Consider the following 19404-nt stretch of genomic DNA (forward strand, 5'->3'; position numbering starts at 1 on the left):
TCCGGCGGCGGGCTGTCACTCACTCCGAGGCGTCGCGCTGACCGGCGACCTTCACCTTGACGACCTTCGCCCGCGAGCCCGCCGCGTTGTGGTGGAACAACGCGAGCAGCTTGCTCGGCGTGGCCGTGGCCGCGCGGTTGACCACCAGCGCCGTACCCGGGCGCGCCAGGTAGGTCAGCGCCGGGTCGCCGCCGCCCTGCACCCAGTAGGCGGGCGACAGCACGTCGAACGCCATGGGGGTGTCGATGCGGTCGATCGCGGTGCTGCCGGGCGTCTTGTAGAACCCGGTCACCCCGGCGGTGTAGGTGATCCGGTGCGACGCGGCCGCCGGGTCGACACCCAGCGCGGCCAAGCGAACCGGCAGGACGACGACGTTGGTGTCGAACACGTTGGTGTCGGTGTCACCGAAACGCCCGTTGACCGGCTGCACGTCCACCGAGGCGAACCCGCCCGGGACCGGCTTGCGCAGGTCCACGGTGTTGACCAGCATCACGTCGGTGCCGCGGGCCTTGGTCACCGACGACTCGAAGTCGGCCACCCCGTCACCGGTGGTGTCGATCCGGACGAACGGGATCGTGTTGCTGCCGATGTTCGCCCAGTCGCCCCACGTCGCCAGCCCGAAGGCCAGCAGTGCCGTCTCCGGCTTGCCCTGCGCGCGGGCCAGCGGCGCCGTCGTAGTGGCGCCCACGTAGCGCAGGTCGCCGCCGCGGGCGGTGTCGTTGACCACGCAGCCGGTCGCCACGGTCGCGGTGCACGCAGGCAGCTGCGGCGACTCGCCGTGCAGCTCGAACAGGCTCACCAGCGAGCGGTACGCCTGCGCGCCCTCACCCTGGTCGAAGCCGCGGCCGTGCAGGTTGAGCACGGTCTGCGAGCCGTTGGCGCCGAACCGGACCTGGCCGGGGACCGCGATGTCCGACGCGGGCTTCGGCGTCGCCGCCACCGGCACGCGCAGCGGCACCGTGGCGCCCGAGCGCGGGGTCAGCACGACCCGGCCGGAGGCGTCGGCGACGAACTGGCGGGCCCGTGCGGACTGGATGGCCTCCATGGTCGGGTCCATCGCCTTGCGGAGGGCGGCCGGGTCGTCGATCTTCAGGGTGACCGTCACCGTGGCCACACCCCGCGCACCGACGCGGACCCGGCTCGGCGAGACCTCGTACCGCACCCCGGGCGCGTCGACGATGCCCTGGTAGGCGACGTCGAACTCGGCCGGGGTCACGCCCTTGTTGACGACCTTGATCGTCTTGGTCTTGGCCAGCGGCGCACCCGCCTCGACGATGCCGAACGACGCGCTCACCGCGCCCGGGTCGTCCTGGACGTAGGCGAGGACCTTGGTGGACAGCGCGGCGTCCGCGTCGATCCGGCCCGCGCCGACGCGCTGCGGGGCGAAGACCTTGCCCTTGCCGTCGGTCAGGTCGTGACGGGCCGTGTTCATCGCGCCCGCCTTGACCTCCTCGTAGGTCCAATCGGGGTGGGCCTGCCGGATCAGCGCGGTGATGCCGGTCGCGTGCGGCGCCGACATGGACGTGCCGGAGTAGACGGCGCGGTCGGTGCCGGACCCGCTGAACGCCGCGGCGATCGTGTCACCGGGGGCGGTGATGTCGGGCTTGACGATCGGCCCGCGCACGCCGCGGGAGGTGAAGATGCTGGCGGTGTCGGCCAGCGCGTCGTCGTAGGTCGGCACGCTCGCCCGGTCCGACCCGCGCAGCGTGACGTCGAGCGGCCCGGCGGCGATCACCGGGCGCAGCGCCGCGGTGGTGGTCGCGGTGAGCTGGAACATCGGCATGGTCTTGTTGCCGGTGATGCGCGCGACGAAGTGGTCCATCGTGCCGGTGAGGATCACGCCCGCGGCTCCCGCGGCCTGCGCGAGGTTCGCCCGCGCGACCGACCCGCACTCCCGGCCGTCGAGCGCGGCCTGGTCGTCGAACTCCAGCCACACGAACTTGCCCGCGACTGCGGCGACCTCGGCGGGCGAGTAGGCGACACAGCCCTTGGCGTTGGCCGCGGGGAGCGTCACCACGGGACGGTTCAGGTCCAATGAGTCCATCGAGGCGTAGGCCAGGCTGAATTGGCCTGTGCGGATGCCCGCGTTCGCCGACGGGGAGGTGACCCGCAGGGCGTCGCGCAGGAAGTAGGTGTCGCGGCTGCTGGCCACGGTGAGCGCCTCGGTCGCGAGGCTGCCGGGCGACCCGGCGACGTCGTAGAGGTCGGTGCCGTTGCCCGCGGAGAACACGGCCAGCACGTCGTGCTGGGCCAGCTTGCGCACGAACAGGGCGGTCGGGTCGTCCACTGCGTTGTAGTTGCTGCTCAGCGCGAGGCTGACGATGTCGAGTTTGTCGGTGAAGTCGCCGTCACCGTCGGGGTCCAATGCCCAGTCCAATGCCTTGGGCGTGAGCGCGGAAGTCAGTCCATTGCAGCCGAACACCTTGATGGAATAAAGCAGCGCGCGCGGCGCCATACCCGGTCCGACTCGCATCGCGCTGACCGTCTCACCGGTCAGTTTCGAGTAGTCCCCGGTGAATGTGCTGCCGTCGGCGTTGACGCCCTGAGATGCGATGATGCTGGCGCCGTGGGTGCCGTGGTGTCCACACGAAATCGGGTTGGGGTCCGGCACCGGGACCGGCGAACCGGCCACACCCGACATGTCGTAGTTATTGCCGACCAGGTCCGTACCACCGACCACCTTGGCCGTCGGGAAATACGAAGCGTCGACGACAGTGGAATCAATGGCGGTGTAGGCGTCCTTTGTGCCCGGCCCGCCGAAAGCCGCGTGCGTGTAGTCGATCCCGTCGTCGATGATGCCGATCCGGACACCGTCGCCATAGACCCCGGTCCGCTGCCACGCGGCCAGCGCGTTGGTCGTCTGCACCGAGTTGGTGCTGCTCTTCTCATGCGCGGCGACGGGCCGGATGGCCACGACGTCGGGCCGCGCCGACAGCGCCCGCACGGTGTCGATGTCCGCGCTGACGATCGCCCCCGGCACCCCGTTGGTCGTGACGGCGAGCAGCTTGGCGCCCGCATCGCCCCTGGTCAGGGCCGCGGTGATGTCGTTGGCGGCCGTGGTGACCTCCTGGTCGGCGGCCTTGGCGAGCGCCTTGGCCCTGGCCTTCCCACCGCCCCGCCCCTGCTCCTCGGTGAAGGCGTCCACCGCGGACTTCTTGTCAAGCTCCACGAAGACCGTCGCGGTCCCCTCAACCGTTCTGAGCCCCGGCGCGAGCTTGCCGATGAACTCCGCCCCGCCCGCGGCCGGGACCACCCCGTCCGCCAGGGGCGCCGCACCCTGCGCGGTGGACGCGGGCACCGCGACAACACTGGCCACAATGGCGGAAACGAATACCGCCGACCACAAGTTAGTCCATTTGGGTAAACGTGCCGACTGCATGACGATAAACCCTAACCCGAGGCGCGCTCAGAACCTGTCAGCGTCCGACGAGGAATCCTCGGTAGCCGCGAACAACGGCGCCGTGTCCCGATCGACCGCGCACGATTCCACCTCGCTGAGCGCACAGTAAGCGGAGAAATCGGACAACGCCATCGTCCGTTCGGCCGCTACCAATAGGACGACAGGCCGTCCCGCCCGAACAGTTATGTGACGCAGAAAACTGTCCCATTTGGACGTCATGTTGGACGGAGTACCGAACTACGGCCAATGGGTGACAGTTCGGAGAACAGTAGAAATTAGGGGTGCCCCCAGAACCATTCCCAGTAAGTTCCCGACTCAGCGCAGGTCGACCCCGATATGACGCTCCCCCGCAGACGTGCCACACCAGCCAAAACGGTTCCCGTGCCCAAACCGTCCACACAGACAGTCACTCAGCGCGTCGAGGTTCCGCCCGAAGTACCCACCCGGACCATTGATCGCCTGACCGATCGCACACTAGAACCCTTCGACGCCGGTGACGTACCGCCCGTCGAGGTCGTGTTCGGCGCTTGGTGGCCGAGCCGCCACCTCCGGTAGGTACGCCACCCCGGGCCACCGGTGTCGCAACTCCCGCCCATTCCACCGCGACGTCCGTCCGGCACATCGTCGAAGCCGACATCACCTATGAGCAGCCGCGCGGACCCACCGGATGCTCCCATGTCCACCGCCTCCGCGACGGACGGTCAGCCTCGCGACTAGTCATTCGCTCGGCGCTGGCGTGCCCTGCGGCCAGACACACGGCGAACTGGCGATCACATAGAACCCGCCGACATCATTCGCCTTGATCGAGATTCGAAAGCTGTCGTTCTTGCTCTCCGCCCAGAGGTACATCCCCTTGGGGCGCGAGTCCGTCAGTATCTGGTAGCCGTGCCTTTCCCACCATTGCTTGATGGTGTCGAAGTAGGCGTTGTAGTCGGCTGGCGGAAGATCGTGTATCTGGTACGAGTGAGACTCCGTGACCCGACCGCGCGGCCCGTTGTCGGTGGGATCGTCGCAGTTCTGAGGTGTGCTGAGGCCCTGCTCGAGGCGCGCCTCCTTGGGCAGCAGCGCGACCACGGCGTGGATGTGCTCCTCCACGCGCTTCGCGGCTTCGTCCTGAGTGATCGTGTTGCGCATATCGCCTCCGCAGCCAGCAGTGAGGACCGCCGTCAAACCGATTCCGACGAGCAGCCTTCGGGGAAAGCCAGACATCTTGTGGCAACTCCGTTCAGATCGTCGGTTTCCCGGCGATGATCCGGCCCATATTTTCCAACGCCTGGTTCTCTCGGTCCCAGTATTGGCTGTGAGCTTCGGTGCTGTAGCCGGTCCAACTCGATGTTCCCGGGTCGGAGGTGAACACGTTGCCGCCGAACGTCGGCTCGGCGGGGTCAGGGCCATGGACGTCGAACGGTTCTTCGAACACGTTGGTGACCTGGATGACGTCGTGTTCGGCGACGGTGGAGTGGACGTTCCCCGGTGGCAGGCCGAGATCCTCGGCGCGGCTGACACCGACCCCGGGGCTGCCGACGAAGACGACCTCGTCGGCGTTGATGTCCATGTCGCGGGCGGTGTGGCCGATGACGGTGGAGCCATAGCTGTGTCCAATGACAGTGTTGTGCGAAGGCGCCCCCTGGTGGGTGGCGCGCAGCCCGTCCTGGAAGCGGTCCAGGTCCTGGCGGGCGTTCTGCGCGTAGTCCTCATCGGCGGCGGCGACGAGATCCTGCGGGGCGTCATAGCCGATCCACGTGATCGACGCCGTGGACGGTGAGCCCGCCTGCGCGGCTGCGTCCACCATGCTGTCGGAGCGGCCGATGTCGGTGCCGCAAGTGCCGAGCCGGGCGCCGGTGCCGGGAACGAAGGTGGCGACGTTGGCAGCGGTGTCGGGATTGCCGATAGCGACGATGGCGCGCCCGTTGCCCGAACTGTCGATGCCGAGCAGGTATGCCTGCTGCTGGCCTGCTTGCGGGGACGTAAGCCGCTTCTCGATGGTGTCGAGGCCGCCGAGCTTCTCGTTGATCGACTTGAGTTCGAGTTCTTGCTCGCGGGTTCGGCTAGGGAGAGTTCCAGCCGTTGCTTCTGGGCGTCGAGTTCGGCACGTTCCTCAACGAGCTGAAACCGGTTGGCACGGTCGCGGATCTCGGCGGGGATCCCGTCGAGCATGCCGAGTTCACCGGATCGAGTGAACAGCAACGACTCCTGCTCCATCGGAGTCAGCGAGTCCCACCACCGCTTCACCTCGACAGGCGACGTCCCCCGTGCGGGCACCGTCGCCGAAGCCGCGGAGGTGGAGTCCGATCCGGACACCGCACCGACAGCTTCCGCGGTCAGCCGACGGAACGACGCGGCGATCTGCGTGTCCGCCGCGGTCGCCTCGGTCACGGCGTCGCGAAACACCCCGGTGTATCTGGCGATGACCTCGCGGATGCGCACAGGCTCATCGCCCATACGGTTACGCGCGTTGTCATCGTGGACGGTCCCGTCGGCGGTGACCGTCAAACCCCAGTACCGGCACTCCGCCGCGCCATCTAGGACCCGGCGGTGCGCGGCGCCGATCCGGTCCGCGGCCTGACCCCAGAGCCGATATGCCTCGAACAACGTGTCCGAACAGGCATCCAACTTCTGCGAATGCCCCTGAAACGCGGCCTTGGCGGCGGTCGCCGCCGCACCCTCCCAATCGGCCAGAGCGTCGTTGACCCGACGGACCTCGGCAGCCCGCTCACCCACGGCGTTCGACATCGCCTGCCAGGCCCGTTCGCCCTGCCGGAACACCTGCGGGTCGACCTCGTGCAGGTCGGCGAAGGTCACCATGATCCAGTCCCACGCAGGTTCGCCGTGTTCTGCGCCTCGGTCGCGACATAGTTCGCCGCGTTGACGCTGAGATTGTCGCCGTCGAGCGCCAGCTTCGCGGCGGTCACGTCGATCGCCCGCTGCCAGCTTGCCTCGCACTCCGCGCCCGCCGCCACCAGGTCGAAACCGCGCACCAGCCCGGTGATCGCCTCCTGCGTCCCGCTGAACCCACTCGCGTCGCGCTGGGTCTGCTCCGCGATCCGCACCGCACCAGTGCCCGCCGCCGTCAACTCCTCGGCGGTGACCTCGACCCGCTCACCCGGTGATGTCATCGTCCCTCCCCGCATCGAACCCCCGAATGCGAGTATGACGCAGCCGAACACGCACAGGAGCCGAACGACTACCGAAAGGAGTAGTACTACTCAAGACCTGTCGGTGAGGCGCAGTAGTTTCGGCACTCGGAACCGCGACTGGGGGATCGTGACCGACATCCCTCGGATCACGGCGAACACCGCAGCGGCCGGGCTCAGCGCGGCGCAAGACCGGCCGTAGGCGGCGCGTAGCGCCTGCGGCGGGCGGCCGCACCACCGCGCCGCTCGGCCGACCCGTTCCGAGAACAGCATGGACTCCTTGAGCGGCAGCACATCCAGGCGCAGGGCGGTGGCTCCCGGGTCGACCACCATGCCGCACGTTCGGGGGCGAGCCGTCACCAGCACGGCAGACCCGGGCGTGTCCGGCGGCAGCGGGCCGGGCGGATCTGACCCGCGTCACGGGCGTCCAGCACCCGGCGTCCAGCCATCAGGCTTCGGAACGGCGCGATGCAACGAATCGGACGCCACGTCGTCGAGGACCGGCCCACGCAACGCCGCGAGGGCGTCGGCGAGCAGCTCGCCCCCGTCCCCGGGGTCAACGGGCACCAGCGGCAGTGCGGACGGCACCGGTGAACCGGGTCAAGTCCAACCGGCCAGCATCGACGGCGATCACGTAACCGTCCGGCTGGGTGAGGATGAGCTCCGGGTTCCGGGGCGTCACAGAACAGCCTGCCGCAGGTGTTAGCCAGCCGGTCAGCGGGCACGGTTTGGTTGGAGCGCATGACAAGCGCAGCACACGATGCGCAGCTTCAGAGCGGCGAGTAGTTCGACACTGACGTGGATCAGCAGGCCAACTCGTCGAGTTTCGACCGGTAAATGCAGAACGGCGGCCTACCTGTGGATTTCTCCGCTGATAGACCGCCGCTACTGTTGTAGCCCCGACGGGATTTGAACCCGCGCTACCGCCTTGAGAGTGCGGCGATCGTCATACCCTATGGTTGCTGACCTGCTCTTACGTTTTGTTGAATGCCTCTATACTAACTGCAATCCACCCGAGTTCGGGACCTCTTATGTCACGGTTCATGTCACGACCGAACAGCTTCGGTCCATGGAAGAGCAAGGATAAGCGGGGCGGTACGCCGACCCCTGGTGATGCCAGCGGAGCAACGGCCTGCGGAACACGACCCACCACCAGCCCAGCTCGGGGCATAACCAACCAAGTCCTGCTGGCCAAAGTGAACGAAACTTTGCGCTCGCTGCTATAAACCCACAGGTCAGCAAGTGTCGTCCCCGCGCAGGCGGGGCTGTTCCCTCCGACGGTGAGCGGCGGGCCGCGGTGAGGGCGTCGTCCCCGCGCAGGCGGGGCTGTTCCCGCGCAGGCCAGTTCAGGGCTGAGTCCGTAACTGTCGTCCCCGCGCAGGCGGGGCTGTTCCCACCTCGAACACGAATGGCACCAGCGACCGCGGCGTCGTCCCCGCGCAGGCGGGGCTGTTCCCTGAGCGTCCGTCAGCGTGGATGATCCGGAACCGTCGTCCCCGCGCAGGCGGGGCTGTTCCCCGACCGTCTCTGACCTGGGGAAACGCCGAACGGTCGTCCCCGCGCAGGCGGGGCTGTTCCCTGGCCGAACGCCGCGCGTGGTCGTTGTGGTTCCGTCGTCCCCGCGCAGGCGGGGCTGTTCCCAGAGTCAGGCCCTGACCAGGGTGAAATGTACGGTCGTCCCCGCGCAGGCGGGGCTGTTCCCTTCTCCGGTTCCCAGCACCGCGCGGCGAGCAGGTCGTCCCCGCGCAGGCGGGGCTGTTCCCTCTGCCGTTCCCGCGCTGTCAGGTCTGAATAAGTCGTCCCCGCGCAGGCGGGGCTGTTCCCGCAGGAATCCGGGGCTATTCCGGCCGATGCGGGTCGTCCCCGCGCAGGCGGGGCTGTTCCTGCGAGACGACGTGCCGACTGATGCTGTTCTGGGTCGTCCCCGCGCAGGCGGGGCTGTTCCCCGTTCGTCGTGCCGGGTATCGCCCAGATTGAGGTCGTCCCCGCGCAGGCGGGGCTGTTCCCGGGAGGCGTCGTGAGGACTTACGTGGGGCACGGTCGTCCCCGCGCAGGCGGGGCTGTTCCCCCGGCGGACACCACCAAGGACGTCGGCGGCGCGTCGTCCCCGCGCAGGCGGGGCTGTTCCCTCGACGGGGGTGATCGGCGCTGGCTTGCCCTGGTCGTCCCCGCGCAGGCGGGGCTGTTCCCAAGCGCGGACGGCAACACTCAGCCCGCACACAGTCGTCCCCGCGCAGGCGGGGCTGTTCCCGAAGCGATGGCCGAAGCCGGGCTCATGGGCGAGTCGTCCCCGCGCAGGCGGGGCTGTTCCCCGGCCCGCGCTCTCGGCCAGCCCGTTGGCCAGGTCGTCCCCGCGCAGGCGGGGCTGTTCCCAGCTGCGGGCTTCCGGACACCGCGGTGCCCTCGTCGTCCCCGCGCAGGCGGGGCTGTTCCCCTGGGAAGCGAAACTCACCGAAGACGGACTCGGTCGTCCCCGCGCAGGCGGGGCTGTTCCCAGAAGATGCGCGAGCTGCCGTTCGACTGCGACGTCGTCCCCGCGCAGGCGGGGCTGTTCCGAAGAAACGCCAGTACAAAGCCCAGTACACCGGGTCGTCCCCGCGCAGGCGGGGCTGTTCCCTGCTCCGTCGTCACTGGGCACCGCCTGCGGTCGTCGTCCCCGCGCAGGCGGGGCTGTTCCAGGACCGCACCTGTCGTGCAGTCAGCACCATGTGTCGTCCCCGCGCAGGCGGGGCTGTTCCCCCTGCGGCACACTCGATCCGTGAGCCGCGACCGTCGTCCCCGCGCAGGCGGGGCTGTTCCGTGCGTTGTCGGGGCGCCGGATTGTCCTGGGACGTCGTCCCCGCGCAGGCGGGGCTGTTCCCCGATCGACGATGCCGAGGTGGCCGTACGGGCCGTCGTCCCCGCGCAGGCGGGGCTGTTCCCGACGACGCCGCGCGGCGGATGGAGAGCTGAGCGTCGTCCCCGCGCAGGCGGGGCTGTTCCCCGCGACGGTGGTCATGAGCATCGTCGGACTGCGTCGTCCCCGCGCAGGCGGGGCTGTTCCCAGCTCCGACAGCTCACCCTCGAGATCTACAAGGTCGTCCCCGCGCAGGCGGGGCTGTTCCCCGGGTTCAGCGACACCAAGCTGTCGTTCTGGGGTCGTCCCCGCGCAGGCGGGGCTGTTCCCTGCACACCCCGGCCGCGCTCGTCGGCCAGCTGGTCGTCCCCGCGCAGGCGGGGCTGTTCCCGCGACCAAGTTATCCACGACGGGCCTCCAGCTGTCGTCCCCGCGCAGGCGGGGCTGTTCCCATCATCGTGAACCCTGTCGGAACCAAGACGGTCGTCGTCCCCGCGCAGGCGGGGCTGTTCCCCGTTCCGGCAGTACCAGCGGCGGACGCAGGAGGTCGTCCCCGCGCAGGCGGGGCTGTTCCCTGCAGCTCGCTGATCAACGTGGCGGCGTCCTCGTCGTCCCCGCGCAGGCGGGGCTGTTCCCCCGCGCCGGTACTTCGACTCGACCAGGCGGCCGTCGTCCCCGCGCAGGCGGGGCTGTTCCCGTCTGCCGCAGCGCCGGGTCCAGCTTCGGCATGTCGTCCCCGCGCAGGCGGGGCTGTTCCCGACCTCGACGAGGGTTCCGGTGAGGCTCACTAGTCGTCCCCGCGCAGGCGGGGCTGTTCCCGCGTGGATGTTGTGGCCCACGATGTACCGGTCGTCGTCCCCGCGCAGGCGGGGCTGTTCCCTGCCCGCGTGACGGGTGGGAGGGCGTGTGGTCGTCGTCCCCGCGCAGGCGGGGCTGTTCCCGCTGCCGGGCCTTCGAGGCCGACCTTGCGGAAGTCGTCCCCGCGCAGGCGGGGCTGTTCCCTGCTGGGCTACCCCCATCCCACACCCGTTCCGGTCGTCCCCGCGCAGGCGGGGCTGTTCCCTCGCCGAGCGCGCGCAGCTGGTCGACGCGGTCGTCGTCCCCGCGCAGGCGGGGCTGTTCCCGAGGAACCGCTGTACCGGTTCGACGGTGCGCGCGTCGTCCCCGCGCAGGCGGGGCTGTTCCCTCCTGCTGGCACTTGCCGCAGGTGATCGCCGCGGTCGTCCCCGCGCAGGCGGGGCTGTTCCCGTGATGACGCCGCTGGTGTTCTTGGTGTCGAGTCGTCCCCGCGCAGGCGGGGCTGTTCCCAGGGCACCGTGGTAGTTGGGCAGGTTGAAGGTGTCGTCCCCGCGCAGGCGGGGCTGTTCCCTCCTCGCCGAAACCCACGCGGCGAACCTGGGCGTCGTCCCCGCGCAGGCGGGGCTGTTCCTTCGCGCCGCCAGGCCCTGCTGGCTTCGGTGACGTCGTCCCCGCGCAGGCGGGGCTGTTCCTGGGGTCCAGCGCTGGGCCAGCAGGGCCGCGCCGTCGTCCCCGCGCAGGCGGGGCTGTTCCCACGGCGGCACGTCCGCGAGACAGGTCGGGCAGTCGTCCCCGCGCAGGCGGTGGCTGTTCCCGGCGCGGACCGGCGGGCCTCCAGCAGGCGCACACGCACGGTGCCCGCGGCGTCGTCCCCGCGCAGGCAGGGCTGTTCCCGCCAGGTAGTGCTTGGTGTCGGCCGGGTCGGCGGTCGTCCCCGCGCAGGCGGGGCTGTTCCCGCCAGGTAGTGCTTGGTGTCGGCCGGGTCGGCGGTCGTCCCCGCGCAGGCGGGGCTGTTCCCGCCAGGTAGTGCTTGGTGTCGGCCGGGTCGGCGGTCGTCCCCGCGCAGGCGGGGCTGTTCCCTGGGTCGGCCGCACCTGCTCGCCGTACGGCTCGTCGTCCCCGCGCAAGCGGGGCTGTTCCCATCACGCCGATCATCACGTTCCCAGCCACCCCGTCGTCCCCGCGCAGGCGGGGCTGTACCCCACGGTGCCGGTCAGGACTGGCCGACTCGCTCGTCGTCCCGCACAGGAGGCACGGTTCCCTGATCTCCAAGTCCCGACCGGCCGAACTGCCCAGCCGTTCCCGCGCAGGCGGGGCTGTTCCGCTGTGGACCACTTCTCCTGGTCGGGGACAAGGTCGTCCCCGACCAGGAGGTTCCCCCGGCACAGGCGGATGCCCCACGGGGAGACAAGAAGCGGTACCAGGAACGTTTACGGACGTCGCCGTAAGGCTGAACCGTGTGTCGCACACCTTCGGGCGCAGACGCTGCGACGGTGCGGGTAATCTGCACGGTGCTCGAAGCATCCCCGCACACGCAGGGCTGATCCCGTGGTCGCGTGACAGCAGCGCAGAGGGAGAAGTTGTCCCCGCTCGCGCGGGGCGGGTCCGCGACCAGCAGGTCGCAGTCCACGCTGAGCCAGCCCGTGGTTTGGGCCTAACCCAGCAACACAATGCCGACCCAGTGCGACTCACGATGGTGGGCGCACTGGGTTACCTCTCCTCGGTGGGTGTTCACAATCGGCGGCAGCCAACAGCCGGACCCCTCCTCCACGGGTGCCGGACCACCTTCAGGAACGTGGTAGCGTGAGCCCGCAAGATCAAGTGCGGCACGAGCAGGTGTGCGCAAACGGGGGTGGACTTGAGAGTCCACCCCCGCCAACTCAGTTCGGATGAACCCTTGGCAGAGGATCCACTCCGACGTTCCGCTAACCCGAATCAAGGAAGTAGGAACATGACAAAGTCTATCCGCTGCACGCCAAACAACCCCGACGGCATCGGCGTCACGTTCAGCCTCGCGTCGTTGATCAAGGGCGCCGGGCTGTTCGTGGCGACCTCAGGGGCCATGCCAGTTTGGTGGCTCACATGGACGGCCATCGGCGGAACACGTGGCTTCGCGCTTGCGACGTCAGCGGGTACATGCTGTGCCGCGGTGTTGTTCTTGGGGTCGATCTCGATGTTGAACCGGCTGGCGAGCTGACCGCTGAGGGTGCTGACGCCACGCCTGGCGTCAGCACCCGCCCGGAAGCCCGCACGCAAGAAGTCGAACACGACATCACTAGCCCGATCTGGTGAATCAACGCGCTGACCGAAACGGCGTTGCGGCGTTTGGAGATGTCGTCTAGGCCGAATGGATTTGGGGGTCACGTTTGTGGGGCATGAGCTGTGGCGTTGGGTGTGGGCAAAGTCTGAGAGGGACGATGCCAAGCGCGTGACGGGATGGTTGCCCTTGTTCCAGCATCTCGACGATACCGCTGGGGTGGCTGCACTACTGGTCGACGAATGGGTCTCGCCGCAAGTGATCTCCCGGCTGGCCAGCGAGTTGGGCGGGCAGGTATCGGACGTTCGATTGTTGGCGGCGTGGTTGGCGTCCGTCCACGACGTCGGCAAGGTCAGTCCTGCCTTCAGCATTCAAGTTCGCTCATTGGCGAACATTATGGTGAGCAACGGCTTTGTCATGAGCCAGCAGGTTGAGCACAGTCCAGCACGGTCCAAAGTCGGTCACGCGCTCGTCGGCCACCTTGCAGTTCGGGATTGGCTGACGGACAGCCTGGCGTTTGAGTTTCGTGGTGCTGCAACGCAATTGGCGTCAGTTGTGGCCAGCCACCACGGGGTGCCTCCGGAGTCGGGGGACGTATCTTTCGCCCGCGGGCAGGTGGAGCTGGTCGGGAAGGACGAGTGGGCGCGGCAGCGCGTCGCGTTGTTGGAGCGGTCGATGGCCCGGGTTGGCGGCCGGGAGGCGTTTGCGCGGTTCGCCGGTGTGCGGTTGAGTGTTCCCGCGCTGGCCCTGCTGACGGCAGTCGTGATCGTCGCGGACTGGATCGCGTCGAATCCGGACTTCTTCCCGTTGTGGGGAGAGGCTTCTCTCGGAAACTTGCCTGTTCCCGACGAGGTCGTCACAGCGCGTCGGTTGCGGGACGGGTGGGCGGCGGTGGCCCTACCGAAGCGCTGGCAATCTCAAGTAGACGACAAGTCCTCGGTGGAAGTGCTGTTCCGGTCCAGGTTCGATCGCGAAGAAGCGGTTGTGCGTGATGTCCAGGTGGCGGCGGTCGAGGCGGCGCGGGCGATGCAGGGTGCCGGTCTGCTGGTGATCGAGGCGCCGATGGGGTCGGGCAAGACGGAGGCGGCGTTGTTGGCCGCGGAGGTGTTGGCGGCGCGGACCGGGGCGGATGGTTGTTTCGTGGCGTTGCCGACGCAGGCGACGACGGATGCGATGTTCACCCGTGTTCACCAGTGGCTTCGGAACCTGCCGGGCGCTGGCCAGGACGGCATCGTCTCGGTGTCGTTGGCGCATGGCAAGGCACGGCTGAATGAGGAGTTCGAGGGCCTGGTCAGGAAAGGACGGTTCGCCTCCGTCGGCGACAAGGGTGACGACTGTGGTGTGATGGCGCACCAGTGGCTCAGCGGCCGCAAGAAGTCGGCCCTGGCATCCTTTGTGGTCGGTACTGTTGACCAGGTCTTGTTCGCCGGATTGAAGTCGCGGCACCTGATGCTGCGGCACCTGGCTTTGGCAGGCAAGGTCGTAGTAATCGACGAGGTGCACGCCTACGACGTCTACATGTCGCGGTACTTGTGCCGGGTGCTGCAGTGGCTTGGCGCGTACGGCGTTCCGGTGGTGTTGTTGTCGGCGACCCTGCCGGACGCTCGGCGGGCGAAGTTGGTCGATGCATACGACAGCGGCGCCGGAACCAACACCGAGACAGCATCTGGCTATCCGGTCGTGACGGCGACCGGTGTCGCGCCAACGATGTTGCCTCTGCCGAAGACGTCCACGGATGTTGTGATCGATCGGCTGTCGGACGACCTCGACACCCTCGTCGACTACCTACGTACACATCTGCGCGAGGGTGGGTGCGCGGTGGTCGTGCGGAACACGGTGACCCGGGTGCAGGAGACCGCGGCCCGGCTGTCCGAGGAGTTCGGGACAGAGCAGGTGACGATCAACCACGCGCGGTTCCTCGCGTGTGATCGGTCCGATCGGGATCGGTCGCTGCTGGAGCAGTTCGGGCCGGAGGGTACTCGGCCCGGTCTGCACATCGTGGTCGCCTCTCAGGTGGTCGAACAGTCATTGGACGTGGACTTCGACTTGATGGTCACCGATCTGGCGCCTATGGACCTGATGTTGCAGCGGATGGGTCGCCTGCATCGGCATGAGCGGGTTCGACCAGGCCCATTGCGGCGGGCGCGGTGCGCGGTGACCGGGGTATCGGATTGGTCCGCGGCTCCGGTCGCGGCGGTGCGGCCCTCGTCGTTCGTGTACGAGAAGGACACGTTGTTGCGGGCCGCGGCGTTGCTGGTGGACCGGGGCGAGATTCGTTTGCCGCATGAGATCGCGGAGTTGGTGGGCCGCGCCTATGACGGTTCCGAGGTCGGCCCCGCCGATTGGCGGCCCGCGATGGCGTCGGCTGCGGCGGAGGCGGCGAAGACCGCGATCGGGCGGGTGGAGCGGGCGACGACATTCCTACTGGATGTCGCGAACAAGCCTGGGTCGCTGGTCGGGTGGCTGCGGGCCGGGGTCGGGGATGCCGATGACGATGGCCACGGTGCGGCTCAGGTTCGGGACGGCGCGGACTCGGTCGAGGTCATCGTCGTGCAGAGCGACGGCGGCGGCGGACTGCTGGTGCCCTCGTGGGTGAAAGGCGGTGGAACGCAGGTCCCCCTCGACGAGATGGTGCCGTGGTCGCAAGCGAAGGTCTTGGCCGCGTGCACTCTGCGACTCCCGCTGGCGTTGAGCCACGAGGGCGTCATCGACCAGGTGATCCGCGAGCTGGAGTCGCGTCACCGCTACGACAGCTTTACTCAGAACCCGTTGCTGAAAGGCCAGTTGGTGCTCGAGTTCGACACGGACTTGTCCACTGAACTGCACGGCTACGCCCTTACCTATGACCTGCACCAAGGCCTCATCCATCGGAAGATCACGTCGTGACCGTCGCAGAACCGTCGTTCGATTTGCTGACCCAGCCGTGGGTCCCTGCCTTGGACCGCGGCGGCACGCCTCGTGAGGTGTCGCTGGTGGAGGTATTCGCCCAGGCTCATGAGTTGCGGGGACTCAGTGGGGACCTGCCGACGCAGGTGTTCGCCACCACCCGTCTGCTGCTGGCGATCCTGCACCGGGCCCTGAGTGGGCCCCGCGACCTGGACGAGTGGTGCGCGCTGTGGGACGCCCCAACATTGCCCGCTGCGGTGATCGAGGACTATCTGGGCAAGTGGTCAGAGCACTTCGACCTGCTGCATCCGAGCACACCGTTTCTGCAGGTCGCCGACTTGCACACGGCGAAGGGCGAAGTGTCGGACCTGGCGAGACTGATCGCCGATGTCCCGAACGGCAACAAGTTCTTCACCACCCGGCAGGGCCCGCTGTCGCTCGGGTATGCCGAGGCGGCACGGTGGTTGGTGCACTGCCACGCCTACGACCCCTCGGGCATCAAGTCCGGTGCGGTCGGCGACAGCCGAGTCAAAGGCGGCAAGGGATATCCCATCGGCACCGGCTGGTGTGGCTACCTAGGCGGCGTGCTCGCTGAGGGTCAGACCTTGCGGGAGACACTGCTGTTGAACCTCGTCGCCCACGATCAGCTGCACAACTACGACCCTGCCGACGACCTGCCGCCCTGGGAACGTGATCAGCCGGGCGCGGCCGAGCGGGAGGACGGGGTTCCAGTGGCGCGGGGACCGGTGGATCTCTTCACCTGGCAGAGCCGCCGAATCCGTCTGGTCGCCGCGGACGATCGGGTCTCCGGGGTACTGATCTGCAACGGAGACCGGATCACCCCACAGAACAGGCACCACAAGGAAACCCACAGCGGGTGGAGGCGAAGCAAGGCCCAGGAGGCCAAGCGGCGTGAGGACGTGGTGTACATGCCCGCCGAACACACGCCGGAGCGCATGATCTGGCGGGGGCTGAGCACGATAGTCCCCCAAGCCCACGCGGGTACCACTCAGCGCTCCGACGCGGCGCCGCGGATGCGGCCCGGGGTGTTGGAGTGGGTCAGCGAGTTGGAGGACAACCGGGCGATCCCCGAGGATCTGCTCATCGGTGTCCACGTGTACGGCATGACCTATGGCGCGCAGAGTTCGGTCACCACCGAGGTTGTCGACGACTCCCTCGTGCTGCGCAGTGTCCTGTTGAACTCGGGTTCGCCCGCACTGATCTCCGCGGTGCTGGACTGTGTCGTGGCCGCCGAGAATTCCGCGTACGCGCTTGGTTCGTTCGCGGCGAACCTTGCCATCGCCTCCGGCGACGGTGGTAAAGGCGCCGCGGGCCGGACACGCGCACTGGAAACCGCCTACGACGTCCTCGACCCGCACTTCCGGCAATGGCTTAGCGGAATCACCACCGGCTCGGACTCCTACGAATGCCAAGTCCACTGGCACGGCACCGTCCGCAGGCTCATCCGCGCCTTGGGCGAAGAGCTGCACGCCGCGGCGCCCCCGAATGCGTGGGTCGGACATGTCGACAACGGTCGACTGATCACCTCGGCTGTCGCATACAGCTGGTTCACCAAGGCGCTCAAAGAAGCCCTCCCCTACGCCCACAAGCCCACTAAGGACACCGATGGCTGACCCGCGGTCCATCAAGGACATCGTGCACAAGCGCGTCGTCGACCTGCAGTACTCCTACCTGCGCAACGAGTCGGCAGGCGTCGCCGCCCTGGCCAAGCTGCGCCGCGGACTGGGCAAACCGACCGGCACCGTGTTCGACATCCTCGGCTACACCCACGACGACGCGTTCGTCCGCGACCGCGACGACGATCGGGCGACCCCGCAGGAGAACGCGTCGCACTTGGCGATGACCCTGTTCGCCGCACATCAGCAGTCGCAGAGTCGACCCATGCACCGACCCGGGACCCGGTTCGGGCAGGCGGTGCGCAGGCTCGTCCCGGATCCGAAGCACGCCGCCGCGCCGGACAACGCCATCGTGCGGCGCTTCGCGATGATCGGCACCGCCACTGACTTCGATGAGCTGACCCATCACCTGCGTGGCATGGTGCAGCTGCTGCGCTCACAACAGATCCCCCTCGACTACGGCCAGCTCGCCGACGACCTGGTGGACGTGCAGGACCCGCGCACCGCCGCGGCGGTCCGGCTGCGATGGGGACGCGCCTTCCACATAACGCCCAAGACCTCAGACGACCCAGCCGCCACCGAGAACTAGAAGGACCAGCATCGTGCCGCGCACCACCATCGACCTGCATGTCATCCAGACCGTCCCGCCGAGCAACCTCAACCGAGACGACACCGGTAGCCCCAAGACCGCTGTCTACGGTGGGGTGCGCCGGGCGCGTGTGTCCAGCCAGGCATGGAAACGCGCCACCCGCGACGCCTTCAAGGACCTGCTCCACGCGTCCGAACTCGGCGTCCGAACGAAGCGGGTCATCGAGTTGATCTCACAGGAGATCACCCGCCGCGAGCCCGGTCTCGCCGACCGTGCGGAGGAACTGGCTTTGGCCCTGTTCAAGGCCGCAGGATTCGAGGCGAAAAAGCCTCGCGAGAAGAAGGGCCAGGACACCCCAGGCCCGGCCGAGGCTGGGTACTTGTTCTTCCTCAGCCGCCGCCAGATCGAGAACCTGGCCGACCTCGCCGTGACTGTCGGCGATGGGAAGTTCGACAAGGGCGAGGTCCGTGCGCGCGCGAACCGGGACCACTCTGTCGACGTCGCCCTGTTCGGGCGCATGGTCGCCGAGGCCACCGACCTCAACGTCGAAGCCGCCTGCCAGGTCGCCCATGCCCTGTCAGTGCACTCGGTGGCCAATGAGTACGACTACTTCACCGCTGTCGACGACCACAAGAACGATGACGTCGAGGAAGACGCCGGGGTCGGGATGATCGGCACGGTCGAGTTCAACTCCTCCACCCTCTATCGCTACGCGACCATCGACGTCGACGGCCTGCAGGCAAACCTGGGCGATGTCGAAGCCACCCGCCGCGCGGTCGAGGCATTCATCCGCGCGTTCGTCACCAGCATGCCCACCGGCAAGCAGAACACGTTCGCGAACCGCACCCTGCCCGACGCGGTGCTTCTCGTCGCCCGCGAGAGCCAGTCGATCAACCTTGTCGGCGCCTACGAGGACCCGGTGGCAGATGGGGAGAAAGGCGGCCGGATCACCGCCTCCCTCGCCCGGCTCGGCGAGCACGCCAAGGACCTGCACGAGGCCTTCGACGAGACCCCGGTCGCGGCCTGGGCGTTCGGCGGCGGCGAGCGGGTGGACCTGCTGTCTGATCTCGCCGAGCGCACCACAATCAACGGCGCGGTCGCCGCGGTCGGCGAGCTGGTCGCCCAGCGACTGGAGCCGAGCTCGTGAGCACCCTGCTGCTGCGGCTCGCCGCGCCGCTGCAGTCTTGGGGTACCAGCAGTCGGTTCACCCGCCGAACCACCGAACGCGCCCCGAGCAAGAGCGGCATCCTCGGCCTGCTCGCGTGCGCCAAGGGCTTGCGCCGGGTCGATCCGATCACCGATCTGATCGACCTGCGCGTCGGCGTCCGCGTCGACCAGCCTGGCCGGCTCGAGCGAGACTTCCACACCGCTCGCACCCGTGACGGCTCCGAATCCATGCCTCTGTCCGAACGGTTCTATCTCGCCGACGCGGTGTTCACCGCCGCGGTCGAGGGCCCGGACGAGCTGATCGAGGGCCTGCGCGCCGCGCTGCTGCGCCCGGCGTTCCCGCTGTTCCTCGGCCGCCGCTCGTGCCCGCCCGCCGGGAAACTCGCCCTCGGCATCCTCGAGGAGCCGATGATCACGGCATTGGACACGATCGGCTGGCAAGCCTCGCCGCGCGTCACACGCGCCCACACGGCTCCCACCGTCACTCTCGACATCGCCCGCGACACCGTTCCCGACGACGACGCGGACCTGCGGCGCACTTCCGAACGCGACATGCCGGTCAGTTTCGACCCAGCCCACCGCCAGTACACGTGGCGCACCGTCGTGCATACGCAGACCACCATCGCCAATCCCGACTACAGCGGCCCGGTCAGGAGCGGCAGCGACCCGCACGACCCGATGGCCGTGCTCGGAGCCTGAT

13 protein-coding genes and 1 CRISPR repeat array are annotated in these 19404 nt (G+C 68.4%); of the genes, 6 read left to right on the plus strand and 7 right to left on the minus strand.

Going from position 1 to position 19404, the window contains the following annotated elements:
• Positions 1 to 19: 19 nt before the first annotated feature.
• The 6 genes from ACSHT8_RS15065 to ACSHT8_RS15090 form a co-directional block, all read right to left on the minus strand.
• Positions 20 to 3379 (minus strand): S8 family serine peptidase, encoded by a 3360-nt coding sequence (locus ACSHT8_RS15065; RefSeq protein WP_436501667.1) that lies wholly within the window; start codon positions 3377 to 3379, stop codon positions 20 to 22.
• Between the two features lie 336 nt (positions 3380 to 3715).
• Positions 3716 to 3868, minus strand: a complete 153-nt coding sequence (locus ACSHT8_RS15070) for a barstar family protein (protein WP_436502073.1) — start codon at positions 3866 to 3868, stop codon at positions 3716 to 3718.
• A gap of 249 nt (positions 3869 to 4117) precedes the next feature.
• Positions 4118 to 4534 (minus strand): hypothetical protein, encoded by a 417-nt coding sequence (locus tag ACSHT8_RS15075; protein ID WP_436501668.1) that lies wholly within the window; start codon positions 4532 to 4534, stop codon positions 4118 to 4120.
• 91 nt (positions 4535 to 4625) lie between these two features.
• A complete protein-coding gene (locus ACSHT8_RS15080; RefSeq protein ID WP_436502074.1) occupies positions 4626 to 5414 on the minus strand; it encodes an alpha/beta hydrolase in 789 nt (262 codons plus the stop codon).
• A gap of 784 nt (positions 5415 to 6198) precedes the next feature.
• The gene (locus ACSHT8_RS15085; protein ID WP_436501669.1) at positions 6199 to 6516 is read right to left on the minus strand and encodes a hypothetical protein; all 318 of its coding nucleotides are present in this window, start codon (positions 6514 to 6516) and stop codon (positions 6199 to 6201) included.
• Between the two features lie 90 nt (positions 6517 to 6606).
• Entirely contained in the window at positions 6607 to 6867 is a 261-nt protein-coding gene (locus tag ACSHT8_RS15090) for a hypothetical protein (RefSeq protein WP_436501670.1), read from the minus strand.
• 135 nt (positions 6868 to 7002) lie between these two features.
• Between ACSHT8_RS15090 and ACSHT8_RS15095 the strand changes: the two genes are divergently transcribed.
• Complete coding sequence (locus tag ACSHT8_RS15095; RefSeq protein WP_436501671.1) at positions 7003 to 7128, plus strand: hypothetical protein; 126 nt, start codon at positions 7003 to 7005, stop codon at positions 7126 to 7128.
• Between the two features lie 650 nt (positions 7129 to 7778).
• Positions 7779 to 10923: a CRISPR direct-repeat array (repeat unit 29 nt; unit sequence GTCGTCCCCGCGCAGGCGGGGCTGTTCCC).
• A gap of 1180 nt (positions 10924 to 12103) precedes the next feature.
• On the opposite strand, the gene ACSHT8_RS15100 is transcribed toward ACSHT8_RS15095, so the two are convergent.
• Complete coding sequence (locus ACSHT8_RS15100) at positions 12104 to 12436, minus strand: hypothetical protein (protein ID WP_436501672.1); 333 nt, start codon at positions 12434 to 12436, stop codon at positions 12104 to 12106.
• A 79-nt stretch (positions 12437 to 12515) separates the two neighbouring features.
• On the opposite strand from ACSHT8_RS15100, the gene cas3 reads away from it, so the two are divergent.
• The 5 genes from cas3 to cas5e are packed head-to-tail and all read left to right on the plus strand — an operon-like array spanning position 12516 to position 19403.
• Positions 12516 to 15311 (plus strand): CRISPR-associated helicase Cas3', encoded by a 2796-nt coding sequence (gene cas3, locus ACSHT8_RS15105; protein WP_436501673.1) that lies wholly within the window; start codon positions 12516 to 12518, stop codon positions 15309 to 15311.
• Complete coding sequence (gene casA / locus ACSHT8_RS15110) at positions 15308 to 16945, plus strand: type I-E CRISPR-associated protein Cse1/CasA (protein WP_436501674.1); 1638 nt, start codon at positions 15308 to 15310, stop codon at positions 16943 to 16945. The genes cas3 and casA overlap by 4 nt, the downstream gene beginning before the upstream one ends.
• Positions 16938 to 17537 (plus strand): type I-E CRISPR-associated protein Cse2/CasB, encoded by a 600-nt coding sequence (gene casB / locus ACSHT8_RS15115; RefSeq protein ID WP_436501675.1) that lies wholly within the window; start codon positions 16938 to 16940, stop codon positions 17535 to 17537. The genes casA and casB overlap by 8 nt, the downstream gene beginning before the upstream one ends.
• Before the next feature lie 13 nt (positions 17538 to 17550).
• Positions 17551 to 18684, plus strand: a complete 1134-nt coding sequence (gene cas7e / locus ACSHT8_RS15120; protein WP_436501676.1) for a type I-E CRISPR-associated protein Cas7/Cse4/CasC — start codon at positions 17551 to 17553, stop codon at positions 18682 to 18684.
• A complete protein-coding gene (cas5e, locus tag ACSHT8_RS15125; protein WP_436501677.1) occupies positions 18681 to 19403 on the plus strand; it encodes a type I-E CRISPR-associated protein Cas5/CasD in 723 nt (240 codons plus the stop codon). Before cas7e ends, cas5e begins: the two co-directional genes overlap by 4 nt.
• The last annotated feature ends 1 nt before the right edge of the window (position 19404 follow it).

This window comes from Actinokineospora sp. HUAS TT18 (genome assembly GCF_051364635.1).
In the GTDB taxonomy this organism is placed as follows: domain Bacteria; phylum Actinomycetota; class Actinomycetes; order Mycobacteriales; family Pseudonocardiaceae; genus Actinokineospora.